The organism is Ottowia beijingensis (assembly GCF_042680925.1).
Classification (GTDB): Bacteria; Pseudomonadota; Gammaproteobacteria; order Burkholderiales; family Burkholderiaceae_C; genus Ottowia; species Ottowia beijingensis.
Genome location: NZ_JBHUEP010000005.1, coordinates 22,674 through 42,238, shown reverse-complemented (window position 1 = coordinate 42,238; position 19,565 = coordinate 22,674). Strand labels below are relative to the sequence as shown.

The window sequence follows — 19,565 nt, the reverse complement described above, 5'->3', positions numbered from 1 at the left end:
AGCCAAATCAGCCTCCAGCGCCCGCCCACCGGGCGCTGATAGCTATATTTATTGCAGCAAACTCAGCCGCCCAGCTTGCTGCGCAGCAGCTCATTCACCTGCGCCGGGTTGGCCTTGCCCTTGCTGGCCTTCATGACCTGGCCGACCAGCGCATTGAAGGCCTTGTCCTTGCCGGCCTTGAACTGCGCCACGTTGTCCGGGTTGGCGGCGATGACCTCGTCGACGATCTTTTCCAGCGCGCCGGTGTCATTCATCTGCTTGAGGCCCTTGGCCTCGATGACGGCGTCGACCTCGCTCGCCTCGCCATTCCACAGCGCCTCGAACACCTGGCGCGCGGCGGCGTTGCTGATGGTGCCGTCCTGGATGCGGCCGATCAGCGCGGCCAGTTGCGCCGTCGACACCTTGGCGGCCTCGATGCCGATCTCCTCGGCGTTCAGCCGCTTGGAGATTTCGCCCATCACCCAGTTGCTGGCCAGCTTGGGCTGGCCGCTGGCGTTGGCGGCGGCTTCAAAGTAAGCACCCATCGCCGGCGTCTGCGTCAGCGTGGTGGCGTCGTACTCGGGCAGGCCGTAGTCGGCCACGAAGCGCTCGGCCATCCTGCGCGGCAATTCGGGCATCTGCGCCCGCGTGTTCTCGATCCATTGCTCTGAAATGCAGAGCGGCGGCAAATCGGGATCAGGGAAGTAGCGGTAGTCGGCGCTGTCTTCCTTGCTGCGCATGGCGCGCGTCTCGCCCGTGTCGGGGTCGAACAGCACGGTGGCCTGCTGGATCTTGTGGCCGTCTTCCAGCTGCTCGATCTGCCAGCGGATCTCGTAGTCGATGGCCTGCTGCATGAACCGGAAGCTGTTCAGGTTCTTGATCTCGCGCCGCGTGCCCAGCGGCTGGCCCGGCTTGCGCACGCTGACGTTGGCGTCGCAGCGGAAGCTGCCCTCCTGCATGTTGCCGTCGCACACGCCGATCCAGGTGACGATCTTGTGCAGCTCCTTCGCATACGCCACCGCTTCTTCGCTGCTGCGCATGTCGGGTTCGGTCACGATCTCGAGCAGGGGCGTGCCGGCGCGGTTCAGGTCGATGCCGCTCATGCCGTGGTAGTCCTCGTGCAGCGACTTGCCGGCGTCTTCTTCGAGGTGGGCTCGCACGAGCCTGACGACTTTGCGCACCGTCTGCTTGTCTTCTTCCACGAAGAACGACACCTCGCCGCCCTGCACCACCGGAATCTCGAACTGGCTGATCTGGTAGCCCTTGGGCAGATCGGGGTAGAAGTAGTTCTTGCGGGCAAAAATGCTGCGCGGCGCAATGTGGGAGCCGAGGGCCAATCCCAATTTGATAGCACACTGCACCGCTTCGCGGTTCATCACCGGCAGCGCGCCGGGCAGCGCCAGATCGACCGCGCTGGCCTGCGTGTTGGGTGCCGCACCGAAGGCGGTGGCGGCACGGCTGAAGATCTTGCTTTGCGTTTGCAGCTGGGCGTGCGTCTCGAAGCCGATCACGACTTCGTAGCCCTGGATAAGTTTGCTCATGTCGATCACGCCCCTCTTCAAATGCCCTGGGGCTTCTTCGTGTGCCAGTCCGTCGCCTGCTGCAGTCGGTGCGCCACGTTCAGCAGCCTGGACTCCTGCAGGTAGTTGCCGATGAGTTGCAGGCCCACGGGCATGCCGCCGGCGCCGAAGCCGGCCGGCACGCTCATGGCCGGCAGGCCGGCGAGTGACGCGGACAGTGTGTAGATGTCGGCCAGGTAGTCGGCCAAGGGGTCGTCGCAGCAGGCGCCGATGCCGCGCGCCACCGTGGGCGCCACCGGGCCGGCGATGACGTCGCACTGCTGGAAGGCGCGCTGCAGATCGTCGGCGATCATGCGGCGGATCTTCTGCGCCTGCAGGTAGTAGGCGTCGTAGTAGCCGTGGCTCAGCACGTAGGTGCCGGTGATGATGCGGCGCTTGACCTCGTCGCCGAAGCCTTCGGCGCGGGTCTTGCAGTACATGTCGATCAGGTCGGTGTAGTGGCTGGCGCGGTGACCGTAGCGCACGCCGTCGAAACGCGACAGGTTGGAGCTGGCCTCGGCCGGGCTGATGATGTAGTAGACCGGGATCGAGAGCTGCGTGCGCGGTAATGAAATATCGACCAGTTGGGCGCCCAGCTTCTGCAGTTCGGCCAGCGCGCCATCCACGGCAGTGCGCACGTCGTCGGCCAGACCGCCTGTGAAGAACTCCTTGGGCACGCCGATGCGCAGGCCGTCCAGGCGCTCGTTCAGCGCGCGCGTGAAGTCTTCGGCCGGCACGTCGAGCGAGGTGGAGTCGCGGTCCGGATCAGGGCCGCACATGGCGGACAGCAGCAGCGCGCAGTCCTCGGCCGTGCGTGCCATCGGGCCGGCCTGGTCCAGGCTGGAGGCGTAGGCAATCATCCCGTAGCGCGAGGCGCGGCCGTAGGTCGGCTTGATGCCGGTGAGGTTGCAGAACGCGGACGGCTGGCGGATCGAGCCGCCGGTGTCGGTGCCGGTGGCGGCGGGCGCCAGGCGCGCGGCCACGGCGGCCGCGCTGCCGCCCGACGAGCCGCCCGGCGTGCGGCTGGTGTCCCACGGGTTGTGCGCCTGGCCATAGGCCGAGGTCTCGTTGGCCGAACCCATGGCGAACTCGTCGCAGTTGAGCTTGCCCAGGCACACCATGCCGGACTCGGCCAGTTTGCGCGTGACCGTGCTCTCGAAAGGCGAGCGGTAGCCGGCCAGCATCTTCGAGCCGGCGGTAGTCGGGAAATCGGTGGTGACGAACACGTCCTTGTGCGCCACCGGCACGCCGGCCAGCGGCGGCGCGTCACCGGCGGCGATCCGCGCATCGACCGCGCGCGCCTGCGCCAGGGTGGCGTCGTCGTTCATCGCCAGGTAGGCGCCGAGTGGGGTGTGCGCCTTGGCGCGCGCCAGGAAGTGCTGCGCCGCCTCGACGGCGGACAACTCACGCGACTTCAGCTTGGCGGCCATCTGGGCCACCGTCAGGTCATGCAGGGCGCTCATACTTATTCGATCACTTTCGGCACCAGGTACAGGCCGTCCTCGACCGCCGGGGCGCTGCGCTGGTTGGCTTCGCGCTGGTCGGGCTCGCTGGCCACGTCTTCGCGCAGGCGCAGCTGCACGTCCTGGATGGCGGCGATGGGCTGCGTGAGCGGCTCGACGCCCTGCGTGTCCACCGCGCACATGGCTTCGACGATGCCGAAGAAGTCGTTCAGCCGGGTGAGCATTCGCTCACTTTCGTCGGCACTCAGTTCGAGCCGCGCCAGATGCGCGATGCGCCCGATATCGTCAGATGTCAAAGCCATGAAAAAGACACTGGAAAGCAGATGTAAATTTGAACTTTCGACCTCATGCCGATGAAGGGCGTGAGAGAGCGATGCGGTATTATCCCGCCTTTGGTGTAACGGCCCTGAAACGGGCCGTATTTGCACGAAATCACGCTTAATTCGCATCGAATCACGGGGTTGCGGCGTCTGGTGCGCGCGCGCGGCCCGTCAAAGGACACTTCATGTTTGGAGCTTTTCGTCGGTATTTCTCCACCGACCTGGCCATCGATCTCGGCACCGCCAACACCCTGATCTACGTGCGCGACAAAGGCATCGTGCTGGACGAGCCCTCGGTGGTCGCCATCCGCCACGAGGGCGGCCCGCAGGGCAAGAAGAGCATCCAGGCCGTGGGCAGCGAGGCCAAGGCCATGCTGGGCAAGGTGCCGGGCAACATCGAGGCCATCCGCCCGATGAAGGACGGCGTGATCGCCGACTTCACCGTCACCGAGCAGATGCTCAAGCAGTTCATCAAGATGGTGCACCCGCGCGGCCTGTTCAAGCCGAGCCCGCGCATCATCATCTGCGTGCCCTGCGGCTCCACGCAGGTCGAGCGCCGCGCCATCCGCGAGTCGGCCCTGGGCGCGGGTGCATCCGAGGTGTACCTGATCGAGGAGCCGATGGCCGCCGCCATCGGCGCCGGCCTGCCCGTCAGCGAGGCCAGCGGCTCGATGGTGGTCGACATTGGCGGCGGCACCACCGAGGTGGGCGTCATCAGCCTGGGCGGCATGGTCTACAAGGGCAGCGCGCGCGTGGGCGGCGACAAGTTCGACGACGCCATCATCAACTACATTCGCCGCAACTACGGCATGCTGATCGGCGACCCGACGGCCGAGCTGATCAAGAAGGAAATCGGCAGCGCCTTTCCCGGCAGCGAAGTGCGCGAGATGGAGGTCAAGGGCCGCAACCTCAGCGAAGGCGTGCCGCGCAGCTTCACCATCAGCAGCAACGAGATTCTGGAAGCGCTGACCGAGCCGTTGAACAACATCGTCTCGGAAGTGAAGAAGGCGCTGGAGGAAACGCCGCCCGAGCTGGGCGCCGACATCGCCGAGCGTGGCATGATGCTGACCGGCGGCGGCGCCCTGCTGCGCGACCTGGAGCGCCTGCTGGCCGAAGAAACCGGCCTGCCCGTGCTGGTGGCCGAAGAGCCCTTGACCTGCGTGGTGCGCGGCTGCGGCCTGGCGCTGGAGCGCATGGAGCGGCTGGGCAACATCTTCACGAATGAATAGGCCCACCCCTGTGGCGCTGCGCGCCTTCCCCTCAAGGGGACAACGCCAGTGGCCGGTACAAGCCCGGCCACGGCGTTCCATGGTGGCCTGCTCCGCGGCCTTCTGAAAGGGCTGGCTGCGCAGCCCTCGAGGCAGGCGCGGCTGATGGCTTCAGGTGGTTGCCGGCTTGGGCACAAATAGTCACCCGGCGCAGGCGCAACCAGCGGATAATGCTCTTGTTTTGGTAGTGAATTCTCCCGTGTCGCCGCGTTGACGCCCATGCCGCTCGAAACCCTCGACCGCTCGCCGCCGCCCTTCTTCAAGCAAGGGCCGTCGGCGCTGTCGCAGTTGGTGTTCTTCAGCGCGCTGGCGCTGTTCCTGATGGTGGCGGATGCGCGCTTCCAGATCGTGCAGCCGCTGCGCGCCGTGATCGCCACGGTGCTGTACCCGGCACAGTGGCTGGCGCTGCAGCCGGTGCAGATGGTGCAGACCGGCCTGGGCTACCTGACCGACCTGAAGACCGCCCGCGTGACCGAGGAAGCCGCGCGCGTGAAGCTGGCCGAGCAATCGCAGCGCGCCGGCCAGGTGGAGCAGCTGCTGCTGGAGAACGAGCGCCTGCGCCAGCTGCTGGGCCTGCGCGAGCGCCTGCAGGTGGCCAGCGTGGCGGCGCAGGTGCTGTACGACGCCACCGACCCCTACAGCCGCCGCGTGGTGATCGGCAAGGGGCAGTTGCAGGGCATCGAGCCGGGCTCGCCAGTGATGGACGAATCGGGCGTGCTGGGCCAGGTGACGCGCGTGTACCCCTTCGTCAGCGAGATCACGCTGCTGATCGACCGCGAGCAGGTGATTCCGGTGATGAACACGCGCACCGGCACGCGCGCCGTGGCGTACGGCGATCCGTCGCCGCGCGGCGGCATGATGGAGTTGCGCTACATGGCCGTGACCGAGGACGTGAAGGAAGGCGATCTGCTGGCCACCAGCGGCGTCGACGGCGTCTACCCGCCGGGGCTGCCGGTGGCGCGCGTGGTGTCGGTCGACCGGCGCAGCGACACCTCGTTCACCCGCATCCAGTGCGCGCCGCTGGCCAAGCTGCAGGGCGTGACGCACGTGATGGTGCTGGCCCCGGTGACCCGCCAGGTGCCGCAGGATGCCGACGGCAACCCGCAGCAGGTGGCGGCTGCGGCGCCGGCATCGGCCCCTGCTTCGGCGGCCTCGCCGGCGCGGCCCGCGTCGGCACCGCCCGCGCGCCGCGCCGCGGCACAGGGGGCGCGCCGATGATCATGCCGCGCGGTCAGCAGTTGCTGCTGCCGGCCAGCCCCGCCTTCATCTGGGGCAGCCTGCTGGTGGCGCTGATGCTCAACCTGCTGCCGCTGGGGCGCGTGCTGTGGATGCCCGACTTCCTGGCGGTGGTGCTGGTGTTCTGGAACGTGCACCAGCCGCGCCGCGTCGGGCTGCTGGCGGCCTTCCTGTTCGGGCTGGCGCTGGACGTGCACCAGGCCTCGCTGCTGGGCCAGCACGCGCTGGCCTACACGGTGCTGATCTACTGCGCCATCATGATCCACCGGCGCATCCTGTGGTTCTCGGTGCCGGGGCAGGCGCTGCAGCTGCTGCCCTTGTTCGCGCTGGCCCACGCCATTACCATTTTGCTGCGCCTGATCGGCGGCGCCATGTTCCCCGGCTGGCAGGTGCTGCTGGGGCCGGTGCTGGAGGCCGCGCTGTGGCCCATCGTTGCCGTGCTGCTGCTGGCACCGCAGCGCCGCGCGCCGAACCCGGATGCCAACCGGCCGCTGTGAGGGAGTCGGAATGAAACTCTCTTGCATCGCCTACCCAATAAGCGCAAGCAGCTATTGCTTTAATAGTTTCTGCGAGATCATTCCGCAGCGCGTCAGTGACGGCAGTTGCGCCGCCATGACCAGTGACAGCTGTCGGCGATGGGCCCGGCCACGCCCCACCATTGCCGCATCGCGGCCAAGGCCGCTCCCACAGCCGATGCAATTGCCGCGCCAAATCAAAGGGCCGCGGAGCAGGCCATGCCAGCGATCGCCGTGGCCTCATCTACACCGGCCACTGGCGATGTCCCCCCTCGCGCAGCAGAGGGGGGGCGCGTCAGCGCCTCAGGGGGGTGTCACCCAATGATGACCGAGATCCGCAACCTCGAAGCCGAGCTGATGCGCTTTCGCCTGCGGCTGGGCGTGGTGGCGCTGGTGGTGCTGCTGGGCTTCGGCCTGCTGGCCTGGCGGCTGTACCACCTGCAGGTGCTGCGCCACGACGAGCTGGCGCAGCGCGCCGAGACCAACCGCACGGCGGTGGTGCCCATCGTGCCGCACCGCGGCGAAATCCTCGACCGCAACGGCGTGGTGCTGGCCACCAACTACCGCGCCTACACGCTGGAGATCACGCCCTCGCGCCTGGGCCGCCCCGTCAGCGAGGCGATCGACGCCGTGGCGCAGGTGGTCGAGGTCACGCCGCGCGACCGGCGGCGCTTTCAGCGCCTGCTGGAAGATTCGCGCAACTTCGAGTCGCTGCCGATCCGCATGCGCCTCTCGGACGAGGAGGTGGCGCGCTTCGCCGCCCAGCGCTACCGCTTTCCGGGCGTCGAGATCAAGGCGCGCCTGTTCCGCACCTACCCGCTGGGCGAAACCGGCGCGCACGTGGTGGGCTACATCGGCCGCATCAACCAGCGCGAAAAGGAGCGCATCGAGGATTCCGACGACGCCGCCAACTACCGCGGCACCGACTACATCGGCAAGCTGGGCGTGGAGAGCAGCTACGAGAAGGTGCTGCACGGCACCACCGGCGTCGAGCAGATGGAGACCTCGGCCGGCGGCTACGCGGTGCGGCGGCTGGCCAGCCACCCGGCCACGCCGGGCGATTCGGTGCGGCTGTCGATCGACATCCACCTGCAGCAGCTGGTGGAGCAGATGTACGGCGAGCGCCGCGGCGCGCTGGTGGCCATCGACCCGCAGAACGGCGAAGTCCTGGCCTTCGTCAGCAAGCCCACCTACGACCCCAACCTGTTCGTCGAAGGCATCGACCACGAGACCTGGGACGAGTTGAACAACTCCATCGACAAGCCGCTGCTGAACCGCGCGCTGCGCGGGACCTACCCGCCCGGCTCCACCTACAAGCCCTTCATGGCGCTGGCCGCGCTGGAAACCGGCAAGCGCACCACCGGCACCACCATCATGGACGGCGGCTCATGGACCTTCGCCGGCCACACCTTCCGCTCGGGCCACGCGCTGGGCGCGGTCGACCTGCACCGCAGCATCGTCAAGTCGAGCAACGTGTACTACTACATGCTGGCCAACGACATGGGCGTGAACCTGATCCACGACTTCATGAAGCCGCTGGGCTTCGGCCAGGTCACCGGCATCGACATTCCGGGCGAGACGCGTGGCGTGCTGCCCTCCACCGACTGGAAGCGCCGCACCTACAAGCGGCCCGAGCAGCAGCGCTGGTACGCGGGCGAAACCATCTCGCTCGGCATCGGGCAGGGCTACAACAACTTCACCATGCTGCAGCTGGCCAGCGCCACCGCCACGGTGGCTGCCGGCGGCGTGCACCACACGCCGCACCTGGTGAAGGCGCAGCAGGACGCCATCAGCCTGCAGGTGAAGGAGCTGCCGCAGCCGCCCGGCCAGTCGATGGGCTACAAGCCCGATCACGTGGCGGCCGTCAAGCGCGGCATGGTGGGCGTGACGCTGGAGGGCACCTCGCGCGGCGTGTTTGCCGGCGCGCCCTACCTGTCGGGCGGCAAGACGGGCACGGCGCAGGCCGTCAGCATCGGCCAGAAGAGCCGCTACAACGCCGCCAAGCTGGCCGAGCACCAGCGCGACCACTCGCTCTACATCGCCTTCGCCCCGGCCGACAACCCGCGCATCGCCGTGGCCGCCATCGTCGAGAACGCCGGCTTTGGCGCCGCCCACGCCGCGCCGCTGGTGCGCCGGGTGATGGACTACTGGCTGGCCGGCGTGTACCCCAGCGAGGCCGACATCGCCGCCCTGCAGCGCGGCCAGGCCACCGCCCCCATCGGCACGCCGCGGCGCGTGGCCGACGTGGTCGGGCAGGCGGGCGCACTGGCACCCTGACACGCGCCGGCCCGTGCGGGCCCAGGGGCGCGGGCCGCCACCTTCCGGCGCACACCCGGCCTTGTCCTGCACACGGCAGGCCACCCCTGACGTAAGCTGTGCCAGGCCGTCGCTTTGCCACACCATGCCCTCAGGCTATGAAGTCAATAAATACTATTGACTTTGACGTGCCATAAACACTATTTATCATTTGACTGCCGGCCGCCGATGCCGGCCTTCAGCCCTCTCCGACCGCCCGAAAGGACCCCCGATGACCGACAACGCCAAGAAGTGCCCCGTGACCCACCTGACCACCGACTTCGGTGCCCCGGTGCCCACCAATCGCGACAGCCTGACCGCCGGCCCGCGCGGCCCGCTGCTGGCGCAGGACGTGTGGCTGCAGGAGAAACTGGCCGGCTTCGTGCGCGAGGTGGTGCCTGAGCGTCGCATGCACGCCAAGGGCTCGGGTGCCTTCGGCACCTTCACCGTGACGAACGACATCACGAAATACACGCGCGCCAAAATCTTCAGCGAAGTCGGCAAGAAGACCGAGATGTTCGCCCGCTTCACCACCGTGGCCGGCGAGCGCGGCGCCGCCGACGCCGAGCGCGACATCCGCGGCTTCGCTCTGAAGTTCTATACCGAAGAGGGCAACTGGGACATGGTGGGCAACAACACGCCCGTGTTCTTCATCCGCGACCCGCGCCAGTTCCCCGACCTGAACAAGGCCGTCAAGCGCGACCCCAAGACCAACCTGCGCAGCAAGCGCAACAACTGGGACTGGTGGACGCTGATCCCCGAGGCGCTGCACCAGGTGACCATCGTGATGAGCGACCGCGGCATCCCGAAAAGCTACCGCCACATGCACGGCTTCAGCTCGCACACCTACAGCTTCTGGAACGCGCAGGGCGAGCGTTTCTGGGTCAAGATGCACTTCCGCACCCAGCAGGGCATCCAGAACCTGACCAACGCCGAGGCCGCCGAGGTGGTGGGCCAGGACCGCGAAAGCAACCAGAAAGACCTGTTCGAGGCCATCGAGCGCGGCGACTTCCCCAAGTGGAAGATGTACATCCAGGTGATGCCCGAGGCCGAGGCCGAGCAGTACCGCCTGCACCCGTTCGATTTGACCAAGGTCTGGTACAAGGGCGACTACCCGCTGATCGAAGTCGGCGAGTTCGAGCTGAACCGCAACCCCGAGAACTTCTTTGCCGACGTCGAGCAAAGCGCCTTCGCGCCCGGCAACCTGGTGCCCGGCATCGGCGCCAGCCCCGACCGCATGCTGCAATCGCGCCTGTTCAACTACGCCGACGCGCAGCGCTACCGCCTGGGCACCAACTACCAGCAGATTCCGGTGAACAAGGCGCGCTGCCCGGTGCACAGCAACCACCGCGACGGCATTGGCCGCGTCGACGGCAACTACGGCGCCCTGCCGCACTACGAGCCCAACAGCTTCGGCCAGTGGCAGGCGCAGCCCGAGTTTGCCGAGCCGCCGCTCAAGATCACCGGCAACGCCCAGCACTGGAGCTTCCACGAGAACGACAGCAACTACTTCGAGCAACCCGGCAAGCTGTTCCGCCTGATGACACCCGCGCAGCAGCAGGCGCTGTTCGACAACACCGCCGCCGACATGAACGCCGACGGCACCGTGCCCGACTTCATCAAGTTCCGCCACATCCGCAACTGCCACGCGGCCGACCCGGCCTACGGCGCCGGCGTGGCCAAGGCGCTGGGGATCGATCTGGACAAGGCGCTGGCCTCGAAGCAGGACGACCCGATGTTCGGCAACCCGCTGGTGGCCTTGCCGGCATGAGTGTTTTTTTAAGTCAAAAAGGGCTTGAGCGCTTGCTGCACAAGCGTAGACAGCTACATTATTCATAGCAATCACCCCTGAAAAAGCCTTGGCACCCGCCAAGGCTTTTTTTTCTCCGCCCGCCCCTGCCCTGCTGGCGCCCTCAGGCAAGAACACGTCCTGGGGTGATCTCCTCGGAGAGAAGCTGGCGGTTGCCCCAGCCTCGATGCACCCGGCCCCAGATGGGCTATAAGGTCCATGGCGGTGCCGAGATCACCGCCCATCATCGATGCGAGCGCGCGGCCTTCTCCGTGCCCTCGCTGAACGTCCCCCGAGTCGCCCCCGGATCCAAGGGATGAGCAGCGCATCGCGAACGCCTCAGGAGATTCAACCGTGGCCAACCTCAGCAACGATTACCCCGCCAGGATTCTGGGCACACACGAAGCCCCCTGCCTGTCGCTGTACCAGCCGACCCACCGGCAATTTCCCGACCGGCAGCAGGACCCGATACGCTTTCGCAACCTGGTCAAGCAGCTGGAAACCTCGCTGCAACAGAAGTACGCGGACCGCGACATCGCCCCGCTGCTGGCACCGTTCAACGCGCTGGCGGACGATGCCGAGTTCTGGAACCACGGCGCCGAGGGCCTGGCCGTGCTGGGTGCCGCGGACATGTTCGGCGTCTATCGGCTGCAGCGCCCGGTGGAAGAACTGGCCATCGTCGCCGACAGCTTTCACACCAAGCCCCTGATGCGCATCGTGCAGTCGGCCGACCGCTATCAGATCCTGGCGCTGAGCCGGCATTCGGCGCGCCTGTTCGAGGGCAACCGCGACCGCGTGGACGAGATCGCACTGGCGCCGGAGGTGCCTCGCGACCTGGACGACCTGGCCATGCGCGAAGCGCAGCGCGACCGCGCCTCGCGCACGCACGGCCGGGTCGAACCCGGCGTGATGGGGCGGCACGGCGCCAGCGACGTGAAGCAGGATGGCATCGAGGGCGACACCGAGAAGTTCTTCCGCGAAGTCGATCGTGCGGTGCTGGAGCACCACTCGCGGCCGAGCGGCTGGCCGCTGCTGCTGGCGGCCCTGCCGGAGCACCACCACCTGCTGCGCCAGGTCAGCACCAACCCGCACCTGATGGACGCCAGCCTCGACGTCGATGCCAGCCAGCTTTCGCTCGACGAATTGCGCGAGCGCGCCTGGGCGGTGGTGCAGCCGCGTTACCTGGAGCGACTGGCGGGCCTGATCGACGCTTTTGCGGCCGCCCAGGCCAGGCAGCAAGGCAGCGCCGATCTGTCCGACGTGGCCCGCGCCGCGACCGAGGGGCGTGTCGCCACCCTGCTGCTGGAGGCCGACCGCCACATCCCCGGGCGCATCGACGCCGACACCGGCGCGCTGGTCGAGGCCAGGCTGGACGATCCGCGGATCGACGACATGCTGGACGACCTGGGCGAGCGGGTGCTGCGCAGCGGCGGCGAAGTGGTGATCGTGCCGGCCGACCGCATGCCCACCCGCAGCGGCCTGGCGGCCACCTACCGGTTCTGAATTTGTCCAATGCCCGTGCCCGCGTCGCGGCATCCAAAACGTGACGCGGCCACACACCGAGGAGAGTTGTCCATGCAGGTTTTCATCCAAACCGACCTCCACATCGCACTGACGGAAAAGCAGCGCGAACGCTTCGAGCAGGACCTGGCCAAGGCGGTGGGCCATTTCGATGCCCGGCTCACCCGCATCGAGGCGCATCTGAGCGACGTCAACAGCGCCCGTGGCGGCGACAACGACAAGCGCTGCCTGCTCGAAGCCCGCCCCTCGGGCCGCCAGCCGCTCGCCGTCGACCACCAGGCGCCGACGCTCGAACTGGCCATCGCGGGGGCCAGCAGCAAACTCGTCAGCGCCATGGAAAGCACCTTCGGCCGCCTGGCCAGCGCGCGCGGCGCGGATGGCGGCCTCCCCCCGGTCGACTAAGCGCGTTCCACTCGCGATCAGGAGGCTGCAGCGCGGGTCCGGTGCGAACGACGGAAAGCGGTCTTACGCCGGCCACCGGCGTGGCTCAACAGCCACCCGGCGGAAAAGCCCATTCATCGATCACCCTTTGCAGCAGGGCGATGTAGCGGGGACATCAATTGATGCAAGTCGTTGATTTATAACGACTTTTTAAGTGGCGCGGCTGGCGGGGATCGAACCCACGACCCTCGGCTTCGGAGGCCGATACTCTATCCACTGAGCTACAGCCGCTTGTCTGGACAGCCCGCGATTATCCCTGATTGCGCCAGCAGCGGCGCCGGGGGTGCCAGCAGCAGCTGGCGCGGCAGGCCGATGCCGGCAAGGTAGGCATCGATGGCGATGCTGGCGGTGGCTTCCAGGTCGAACGAGCGCTGCAGCAACCAGCTGTAGACCAGACCGCGCACCATGGCGTGAAAGCCCTCGGCCAGCTGTTCGGCGTTGGCCGGCAGCGGCTGGTGCCGCAAGGCGCTGGAGCGCGTGAACACCTGGCACACGCGCTCGACGTTGGCGCGGTCGATCTGCACGTGGCGGTCACGCACGGGCCACAGGTCTTCCACGTGTTCGACCATCATCACGGCGATGTTCAGCACCCGCTGGGTGCGCGCGTCGTTCGCGATCTGCCCGACCGAGCGCAGCAGCTGCATGACCAGGACGTCGATGGGATCGCCGGGCGCCTCGGCCAAGCCGGCCAGTTCGGACTCCAGCGGCAGCGTCACGCGCTCCATCATGGCGTTGAACAGGTCGGCCTTGTCCTTGAAGTGCCAGTACACCGCGCCGCGCGTGACGCCGGCGGCCTTGGCGATGTCGGACAGCGAGGTGCGCGACACGCCGCGCTGCTCGAACACCAGTTCGGCAGCGTCCAGCAACGCCTCGCGGGTCGCCAGGGCATCTTCCTTGGTGCGGCGCGCCATGCGCTCAGTCCTCGAAATCCTGCAACATTTCACGGGATCTTAACATACATACATTCAACAATGTATGTATAATTGCCGGTTTCCCCTGCATGGGGTCAGGAGCTGGCGTTCGCGCAAAGCCGAGCCGCCCGCTGTAACCTTTCGCCTTTTTCGCGCCTGGCGTGGCCGTTCGCCGCCCGGCGCGCGCCACTCAACCAGAGAACAACCATGCCCGACCATCCCGCCATCCGCCGCCTTTCACCGCGCCGCCTGCTGCCCGTGGGGGCCGCCGTGCTGCTGGCCGCCGCCCTGGCCGCCTGCGGCAACAAGAATGACCAGGCCGCAGGCCCGGGGGGCCCGGGCGGGGCCATGCCGCCGCCTGAGGTGGGCGTGGTTACCGTGCAGCCCGGCACCGTGAGCCTGTCGACCGAGTTGCCCGGGCGGCTGGAGCCCTCGCGCGTGGCGCAAGTGCGCGCCCGCGCCACCGGCATTCTGACCAAGCGCGTGTTCACCGAAGGCAGTGACGTGCGCGCCGGCCAGGTGCTCTACCACGTCGACCCGGCCCCCTACCAGGCGGCGCAGCAGAGTGCGCAGGCGCAACTGGCGCAGGCGCAGGCCAGCCTGGCCAATGCCAGCGCGCTGGTGGCACGCTTTCGGCCGCTGGTGGCCGCCAACGCGGTGAGCAAGCAGGAGTTCGATGCCGCCGTGGCGGCCGAGAAGGCGGCGCAGGCCCAGGTGGCCGCGGGGCGCGCGGCCGTGCGCACGGCCAGCATCAACCTGGGCTATGCCACGGTGACGGCGCCGATTTCGGGCCGCATCGGCCGCTCGCTGGTGACCGAGGGCGCGCTGGTAAGCGCGCAGGAAGGCACGCAGCTGGCGGTGATCCAGCAGACCAACCCGCTGTACGTGAACCTCACCCAGCCGGCGGGCGATGTGCTGCAGCTGCGCCAGGCGCTGCAAAGCGGCCAGCTGGCGCGCTCGGGCACCAACGCGGCGCGCGTGCAGATCCTGCTGGAGAACGGCCAACCCTACGCCGAAGCCGGCCGCCTGCTGTTTACCGACCTGACGGTGGACCCCGGCACCGGCCAGGTGAGCCTGCGCGCCGAGGTGCCCAACCCGCAGCAACTGCTGCTGCCCGGCATGTACGTGCGCGTGCGCCTGCAGCAGGCGCAGGTGGAGAACGCCATCCTGCTGCCGCAGCAGGCCATCACGCGCGGTACGCCGCAGGGCGACGTGGCCACGGTGGTGGCGGCCGACGGCTCGTTCACGCGGCGCCCGGTGACGCTGGGCGAGGCCCAGGGCAACCAGTGGATCATCCTGGGCGGCCTGCAGCCCGGCGAGCAGGTGATGGTGGACGGCTTCATGAAGCTGATGCCGGGCGTGAAGACGGTCAAGCCCGTGCCTTACAAGCCAAATCAGGCTCCAGCGCAGGCAGGGCAAGCGCCGGCAGCTCCTAAATCAGGAGCATCCTCGTCCGTCGCGCCGGCGCAGGCGGCGGCGAGTGCCGCGGCATCGGGCCCCGCAGCGGCGGCCTCGCGCTGATCGGAAGAGGCGCCCACCATGCCCAAGTTCTTCATCCACCGCCCGATCTTTGCCTGGGTGATCGCCATCTTCGTGGTGATCGCCGGCATCGTGTCGATCACGCAGCTGCCGGTGTCGCAGTACCCCTCGGTCGCGCCGCCCACCATCCGCGTGATGACCACCTACCCCGGCGCCAGCGCCAAGACCATCGACGAAACCGTGATCTCGCTCATCGAGCGCGAGATGAACGGCGCCGAGGGCCTGATGTACATGGAGGCCACTTCGCCGGCCGCCGGCTTCGCGCAGCTGACGCTGACCTTCGAGCCCGGCACCGACCCGGACATCGCCCAGGTCGAGGTGCAGAACCGCCTCTCGCGCGCCGAACCCCGCCTGCCCGATCTGGTCAAGCGCACCGGCGTGCGGATCGACAAGGCCAGCACCAACTTCCTGATGGTGGTGAGCTTCAACTCGAGTGGCAACGCCACCCGTGACGACGTGGCGGACTACGTCAACCGCAACCTGCTGCCCGAGTTCAAACGGGTGCCAGGCGTGGGCGATGCCCAGCTGTTCGCGTCCGGCCGCGCCATGCGCATCTGGATCGACCCGGCCAAGCTGGAAGGCTACGGCCTGACGGCGGCCGACGTCAACAGCGCCATCACCAGCCAGAGCATGCAGATTGCCGGCGGCTCGCTGGGCGATACGCCCAGCCTGCCGGGCCAGACCATCAACGCCACCATCACCGTGCCGAGCGGCCAGCTGGACACGCCCGAGGAATTCGGCGACGTGGTGCTGCGCGCGCGCGCCGACGGCTCGTCGGTGCGCATCCGCGACGTGGCGCGCGTCGAACTGGGCATTGAAACCTACACCTTCAACTCGCGCCAGAACGGCCAGCCCTCGGTGGCGGTCGGCATCCAGCTGACCTCCACCGGCAACGCCATGGCCACGGCCACCGCCATCAAGCAGCGGATGAGCGAGCTGGAATCCTTCCTGCCCGAGGGCGTGAGCTGGGCGGTGCCCTACGACACCTCCAAGTTCGTCGAGATCTCGATCCAGAAGGTGGTGATGACGCTGCTGGAGGCCATCGCGCTGGTGGTCATCGTGATGTTCGTGTTCCTGCAGAACTGGCGCTACACGCTGATCCCGACCATCGTGGTGCCCATCGCGCTGCTGGGCACCTTCGCCGTGCTGCTGTACCTGGGCATGTCGATCAACATCCTGGCAATGTTCGCCATGGTGCTGGTGATCGGCATCGTGGTGGACGACGCCATCGTGGTGGTGGAGAACGTCGAACGCATCATGGCCGAGGAGGGGCTGCCGCCCAAGGCGGCCACCATCAAGGCCATGAGCCAGATCTCGGGCGCGGTGATCGGCATCACGGTGATTCTGGTGGCGGTGTTCCTGCCGCTGTCCTTCTTCGCGGGCGCCACCGGCAACATCTACCGCCAGTTCTCCCTGGTGATGGCGGTGTCGATCGCGTTCTCCGGCTTCTTCGCGCTGACGCTGACGCCGGCGCTGTGCGCGACCATGCTCAAGCCCATCCCCAAGGGCCATGCGCACGACAAGAAGACGGGCTTCTTCGGCCCCTTCTTCAACTGGTTCAACCGCCATTTCGGCCGCGCCACGCGCGGCTACGAGCGCGGCATGGTGCGCGTGATGCGCCGCAGCTGGCTCATGATGGCGGTGTACGCGGCCATCATCGCCGTTGTGGCGCTGCTGTTCATGCGCCTGCCCACCGCCTTCCTGCCGACCGAGGACCAGGGCAACGTGATCGTCAACGTCCAGCTGCCGCCAGGCGCCACGCAGGAGCGCACGCTCAACGTGATGAAGGAGGTCGAGGCCTACATGATGGAGCAGCCCGAGGTCGACAACATCGTCAGCATCATCGGCTTCAACTTCTCCGGCACCGGGCAGAACATGGCGCTGGCCTTCGCCACGCTGAAGGACTGGGGCGTGCGCACCAAGCCGGAGGAAAGCGCCATGTCGCTGGCCGGGCGCGCCACCGGCGCGCTGCAAAGCATCCGCGACGCCTTCGTGATCGTCATCACGCCGCCGGCCATCCCCGAGCTGGGCACCGGCAGCGGCTTTGTGTTCCGCCTGCTCGACCGCAACGCCATGGGCCACGAGGCGCTGGTAGCCGCGCGCGGTCAGCTGCTGGGCACGGCGGCACAAAGCCCGATCCTGGTCGGCGTACGTCCCGAGGGCGTGGAAGACGCGCCGCAGTGGGAAATCGAGATCGACCGCGACGCCGCCGCAGCGCAGAACGTCAGCGTGGCCGCCATCTCCAACACGCTGGGCACGGCGCTGGGTTCGGCCTACGTCACCGACTTCCCGAACCAGGGCTACATGCAGCGTGTGACGGTGCAGGCCGACGCCGACAAGCGCATGACACCCGAGAGCGTGCTGGCACTCAAGGTGCCCAACAACCAGGGCCAGCTGGTGCCGCTGTCCACCATGGTCAGCGCCAAGTGGGTCAGCGGCCCCATGCAGCTCAAGCGCTACAACGGTTATCCGTCCATGTCCATCACCGGCGAGCCGGCGCCCGGCTATTCGACGGGCGACGCCATGGCCGAGATGGAGCGCATTGCCGGGACGCTGCCGGCCGGCTTCGGCTACGAGTGGACCGGCATCTCGCTGGACGAGAAGAAGGCGGGCGCCTCATCGGCCATCCTGTACGCGTTCTCGATCCTGGCGGTGTTCCTGTGCCTGGCCGCGCTGTACGAGAGCTGGACCATTCCGCTGTCGGTGATCCTGGTGGTGCCGCTGGGCGTGCTGGGCACGCTGTTCGGCGTGTGGATACGCGCCATGCCCAACGACGTGTACTTCCAGATCGGCCTGATCACGGTGATCGGCCTGTCGGCCAAGAACGCCATCCTGATCGTCGAGTTCGCCAAGGACCTGCAGGCGCAGGGCATGAGCGTGCTGCAGGCCTCGCTGGCGGCGGCGCGGCTGCGCTTTCGACCCATTCTGATGACCTCGCTGGCCTTCATCATGGGCGTGGTGCCGCTGTACATCGCCTCGGGCGCCAGCTCGGCCAGCCAGCGCGAAATCGGCACCGGCGTGTTCTGGGGCATGACCGTGGGCACCACGCTATCGGTCATGATGGTGCCGGTATTCTTCCTGCTGGTGCGCACCATGTTCCGCAGCCGCGAGCAACGCGCGCATGATCGCGAACTGGCCGCCGGCGAGGAAATCACCCCGGCCGACCAAGCCCCCAAGGAGGTCATGATTCCATGACGACAAGCACCCCTCTGCCCGGCCTGCGTGCCGGCCTCAGCACCCTGGCCCTCGCCGTCCTGGCCGGCTGCTCCTTCGTGCCGAAGTACGAGCGCCCGGCCGCGCCCGTCACCGCCACCTGGCCCGACAGCGCCGGCGCCCAGGAAGTGGGCGGCATCGCCGCCGCCGACCTGCCGTGGCAGCAGTTCGTGCACGATGCGCAGCTGCGCGAACTGATCGCCATGGCGATCGAGAACAACCGCGACCTGCGCGTGGCGGTGCAGAACATCGAGCAGGCGCGCGCGCAGTACCAGATCCGCAGCGCCGACCAGTTCCCCACGGTGGGCGCCTCGGCCAGCGGCACGCGCTCGGCCCCGAACCCGATGCAGGCGCTGGGCGGGCCCAGTGTGTCGTCGAACTACACAGTGGGCATCGGCGTGGCCGGTTGGGAGCTGGATTTCTTCGGTCGCGTGGCGGCGCTCAAGGATGTGGCGCTGGCCAACTACCTGGCGACCGAGGAAGCGCGCAAGGCGGCGCAGATCAGCCTGATCGCCGCCGTCAGCAGCACCTGGCTGCAGCTGAAGACCGACACCGAGCTGCTGCTGCTGACCGAGCGCACTCTGGGCACGCGCGAGCAGTCGCTGCGCCTGACCAGGCTGCGCTTCGACAACGGCGCCTCGTCCGCGCTCGACATGCGCCTGGCCGAATCGCTGGCCGCCAACGCGCAGGCCACGCGCGCCCAGCAGCAGCGCCTGCGCGCGCAGGACATCAACCTGCTGACGCTTCTGGTGGGCCAGCCGATCCCCGAGCGGCTGATCCCGCCCGTGCCGGCAGTGGTCACGCCCGAGGCGCCGCGCAGCCTGTCGCAGCCCACCGCCGCGGTCGAGCCGGTGGCCGAACTGCCCACCTTCACCGAGGTGCCTCCCGGCCTGCCGTCCGACCTGCTGCTGCGCCGCCCCGACATCCGCGCCGCCGAGCAGCAGCTGATCGCCGCCAACGCCAACATCGGCGCGGCGCGCGCCAACTTCTTCCCGCGCATTTCGCTCACCGGCTCGCTGGGCCGCGTCAGCGGCGATCTGGACGGCCTGTTCGGCTCGAGCGGCAGCAAGGCCTGGTCGTTCGGGCCCAGCATCACGCTGCCGATCTTCGACATGGGCCGCAACCAGGCCAACCTGGACGCCGCGCGCGCCGGCCGCGAGATCGCCGTGGCGCAGTACGAGAAGTCGATCCAGACCGCCTTCCGCGAGGTGGCCGACGCGCTGGCCGGCCGCGCCACGCTGGCCGACCAGCTGAGCGCGCTGCAGGCGCAGGCCGCGGCCGAGCGCGACCGCTTCCGCCTGGCCGACCTGCGCTACCGCAACGGCATCGCCAACTACCTGGACTTGCTGGACGCGCAGCGCTCGCTGTTCGCCATCGAGCAGGCGCTGGCCCAGGTGCGGCTGGCACAGCGCGCCAACGAAGTGCAGCTGTACAAGGCCCTGGGTGGCGGCTGGACCGACTACCAGCCGCCGATGCCGCCCGTCGCGGCCGCCAGCTGACGAACAGCGCGCCGCCC

At 68.1% G+C, this 19,565-nt stretch carries 14 protein-coding genes and 1 tRNA gene; 10 read left to right on the top strand and 5 right to left on the bottom strand.

The features are described from left to right. Window positions 1–62 precede the first annotated feature (62 nt). The 3 genes from gatB to gatC are packed head-to-tail and all read right to left on the bottom strand — an operon-like array spanning window position 63 to window position 3,303. Window positions 63–1,520, bottom strand: coding sequence for an Asp-tRNA(Asn)/Glu-tRNA(Gln) amidotransferase subunit GatB (gene gatB / locus ACFSCU_RS03585; protein ID WP_180550565.1), 1,458 nt, complete (start codon window positions 1,518–1,520; stop codon window positions 63–65). Between the two features lie 17 nt (window positions 1,521–1,537). Next, complete coding sequence (gene gatA / locus ACFSCU_RS03580) at window positions 1,538–3,001, bottom strand: Asp-tRNA(Asn)/Glu-tRNA(Gln) amidotransferase subunit GatA (RefSeq protein WP_180550564.1); 1,464 nt, start codon at window positions 2,999–3,001, stop codon at window positions 1,538–1,540. 2 nt (window positions 3,002–3,003) lie between these two features. After that, entirely contained in the window at window positions 3,004–3,303 is a 300-nt protein-coding gene (gene gatC, locus ACFSCU_RS03575) for an Asp-tRNA(Asn)/Glu-tRNA(Gln) amidotransferase subunit GatC (RefSeq protein ID WP_180550563.1), read from the bottom strand. A gap of 203 nt (window positions 3,304–3,506) precedes the next feature. Here gatC and ACFSCU_RS03570 point away from each other — a divergent pair, with 203 nt between their 5' ends. From ACFSCU_RS03570 to ACFSCU_RS03540, 7 genes are all read left to right on the top strand, one after another. Next, the gene (locus ACFSCU_RS03570) at window positions 3,507–4,550 is read left to right on the top strand and encodes a rod shape-determining protein (RefSeq protein WP_180550562.1); all 1,044 of its coding nucleotides are present in this window, start codon (window positions 3,507–3,509) and stop codon (window positions 4,548–4,550) included. A gap of 258 nt (window positions 4,551–4,808) precedes the next feature. Then, window positions 4,809–5,807, top strand: coding sequence for a rod shape-determining protein MreC (gene mreC / locus ACFSCU_RS03565; protein ID WP_333705278.1), 999 nt, complete (start codon window positions 4,809–4,811; stop codon window positions 5,805–5,807). Further along, window positions 5,804–6,322 carry a rod shape-determining protein MreD gene (gene mreD / locus ACFSCU_RS03560; RefSeq protein WP_180550561.1) on the top strand — a complete coding sequence of 173 codons (519 nt, stop codon included), beginning with the start codon at window positions 5,804–5,806 and terminating at the stop codon, window positions 6,320–6,322. Before mreC ends, mreD begins: the two co-directional genes overlap by 4 nt. Before the next feature lie 342 nt (window positions 6,323–6,664). Further along, window positions 6,665–8,617 carry a penicillin-binding protein 2 gene (gene mrdA, locus ACFSCU_RS03555; RefSeq protein WP_377560258.1) on the top strand — a complete coding sequence of 651 codons (1,953 nt, stop codon included), beginning with the start codon at window positions 6,665–6,667 and terminating at the stop codon, window positions 8,615–8,617. A gap of 250 nt (window positions 8,618–8,867) precedes the next feature. Beyond that, complete coding sequence (locus ACFSCU_RS03550; protein ID WP_180550560.1) at window positions 8,868–10,406, top strand: catalase; 1,539 nt, start codon at window positions 8,868–8,870, stop codon at window positions 10,404–10,406. A gap of 372 nt (window positions 10,407–10,778) precedes the next feature. After that, window positions 10,779–11,927 carry a baeRF3 domain-containing protein gene (locus tag ACFSCU_RS03545; protein ID WP_377559930.1) on the top strand — a complete coding sequence of 383 codons (1,149 nt, stop codon included), beginning with the start codon at window positions 10,779–10,781 and terminating at the stop codon, window positions 11,925–11,927. A 72-nt stretch (window positions 11,928–11,999) separates the two neighbouring features. Beyond that, window positions 12,000–12,347 (top strand): HPF/RaiA family ribosome-associated protein, encoded by a 348-nt coding sequence (locus ACFSCU_RS03540; protein WP_377559929.1) that lies wholly within the window; start codon window positions 12,000–12,002, stop codon window positions 12,345–12,347. A gap of 194 nt (window positions 12,348–12,541) precedes the next feature. Here the strand turns inward: ACFSCU_RS03540 and ACFSCU_RS03535 are convergent. Both ACFSCU_RS03535 and ACFSCU_RS03530 read right to left on the bottom strand, forming a co-directional pair. Beyond that, window positions 12,542–12,617, bottom strand: a tRNA-Arg gene (locus ACFSCU_RS03535). Next, a complete protein-coding gene (locus ACFSCU_RS03530) occupies window positions 12,608–13,297 on the bottom strand; it encodes a TetR family transcriptional regulator (RefSeq protein WP_377559928.1) in 690 nt (229 codons plus the stop codon). The genes ACFSCU_RS03535 and ACFSCU_RS03530 overlap by 10 nt, the downstream gene beginning before the upstream one ends. Before the next feature lie 207 nt (window positions 13,298–13,504). On the opposite strand from ACFSCU_RS03530, the gene ACFSCU_RS03525 reads away from it, so the two are divergent. Genes ACFSCU_RS03525 through ACFSCU_RS03515 form a run of 3 tightly spaced genes read left to right on the top strand, consistent with a single transcriptional unit; the run spans window position 13,505 to window position 19,548 of the window. Continuing rightward, on the top strand, window positions 13,505–14,818 hold the full coding sequence (locus tag ACFSCU_RS03525; protein ID WP_377559927.1) for an efflux RND transporter periplasmic adaptor subunit: 1,314 nt from the start codon (window positions 13,505–13,507) through the stop codon (window positions 14,816–14,818). A gap of 18 nt (window positions 14,819–14,836) precedes the next feature. Continuing rightward, window positions 14,837–18,031, top strand: coding sequence for an efflux RND transporter permease subunit (locus ACFSCU_RS03520; protein ID WP_377559926.1), 3,195 nt, complete (start codon window positions 14,837–14,839; stop codon window positions 18,029–18,031). Continuing rightward, a complete protein-coding gene (locus ACFSCU_RS03515; protein ID WP_180550557.1) occupies window positions 18,028–19,548 on the top strand; it encodes an efflux transporter outer membrane subunit in 1,521 nt (506 codons plus the stop codon). The genes ACFSCU_RS03520 and ACFSCU_RS03515 overlap by 4 nt, the downstream gene beginning before the upstream one ends. Window positions 19,549–19,565 lie beyond the last annotated feature (17 nt).

What these genes read in the sequence shown, in the direction of transcription:
- gatA (WP_180550564.1), bottom strand. Translation starts at nt 3,001, where the DNA reads ATGAGCGCCCTGCATGACCTGACGGTGGCCCAGATGGCCGCCAAGCTG.
- ACFSCU_RS03525 (WP_377559927.1), top strand. Translation starts at nt 13,505, where the DNA reads ATGCCCGACCATCCCGCCATCCGCCGCCTTTCACCGCGCCGCCTGCTG.
- ACFSCU_RS03540 (WP_377559929.1), top strand. Translation starts at nt 12,000, where the DNA reads ATGCAGGTTTTCATCCAAACCGACCTCCACATCGCACTGACGGAAAAG.
- ACFSCU_RS03515 (WP_180550557.1), top strand. Translation starts at nt 18,028, where the DNA reads ATGACGACAAGCACCCCTCTGCCCGGCCTGCGTGCCGGCCTCAGCACC.
- ACFSCU_RS03550 (WP_180550560.1), top strand. Translation starts at nt 8,868, where the DNA reads ATGACCGACAACGCCAAGAAGTGCCCCGTGACCCACCTGACCACCGAC.
- gatC (WP_180550563.1), bottom strand. Translation starts at nt 3,303, where the DNA reads ATGGCTTTGACATCTGACGATATCGGGCGCATCGCGCATCTGGCGCGG.
- ACFSCU_RS03530 (WP_377559928.1), bottom strand. Translation starts at nt 13,297, where the DNA reads ATGGCGCGCCGCACCAAGGAAGATGCCCTGGCGACCCGCGAGGCGTTG.
- ACFSCU_RS03520 (WP_377559926.1), top strand. Translation starts at nt 14,837, where the DNA reads ATGCCCAAGTTCTTCATCCACCGCCCGATCTTTGCCTGGGTGATCGCC.
- mreD (WP_180550561.1), top strand. Translation starts at nt 5,804, where the DNA reads ATGATCATGCCGCGCGGTCAGCAGTTGCTGCTGCCGGCCAGCCCCGCC.
- mrdA (WP_377560258.1), top strand. Translation starts at nt 6,665, where the DNA reads ATGACCGAGATCCGCAACCTCGAAGCCGAGCTGATGCGCTTTCGCCTG.
- ACFSCU_RS03570 (WP_180550562.1), top strand. Translation starts at nt 3,507, where the DNA reads ATGTTTGGAGCTTTTCGTCGGTATTTCTCCACCGACCTGGCCATCGAT.
- mreC (WP_333705278.1), top strand. Translation starts at nt 4,809, where the DNA reads ATGCCGCTCGAAACCCTCGACCGCTCGCCGCCGCCCTTCTTCAAGCAA.
- gatB (WP_180550565.1), bottom strand. Translation starts at nt 1,520, where the DNA reads ATGAGCAAACTTATCCAGGGCTACGAAGTCGTGATCGGCTTCGAGACG.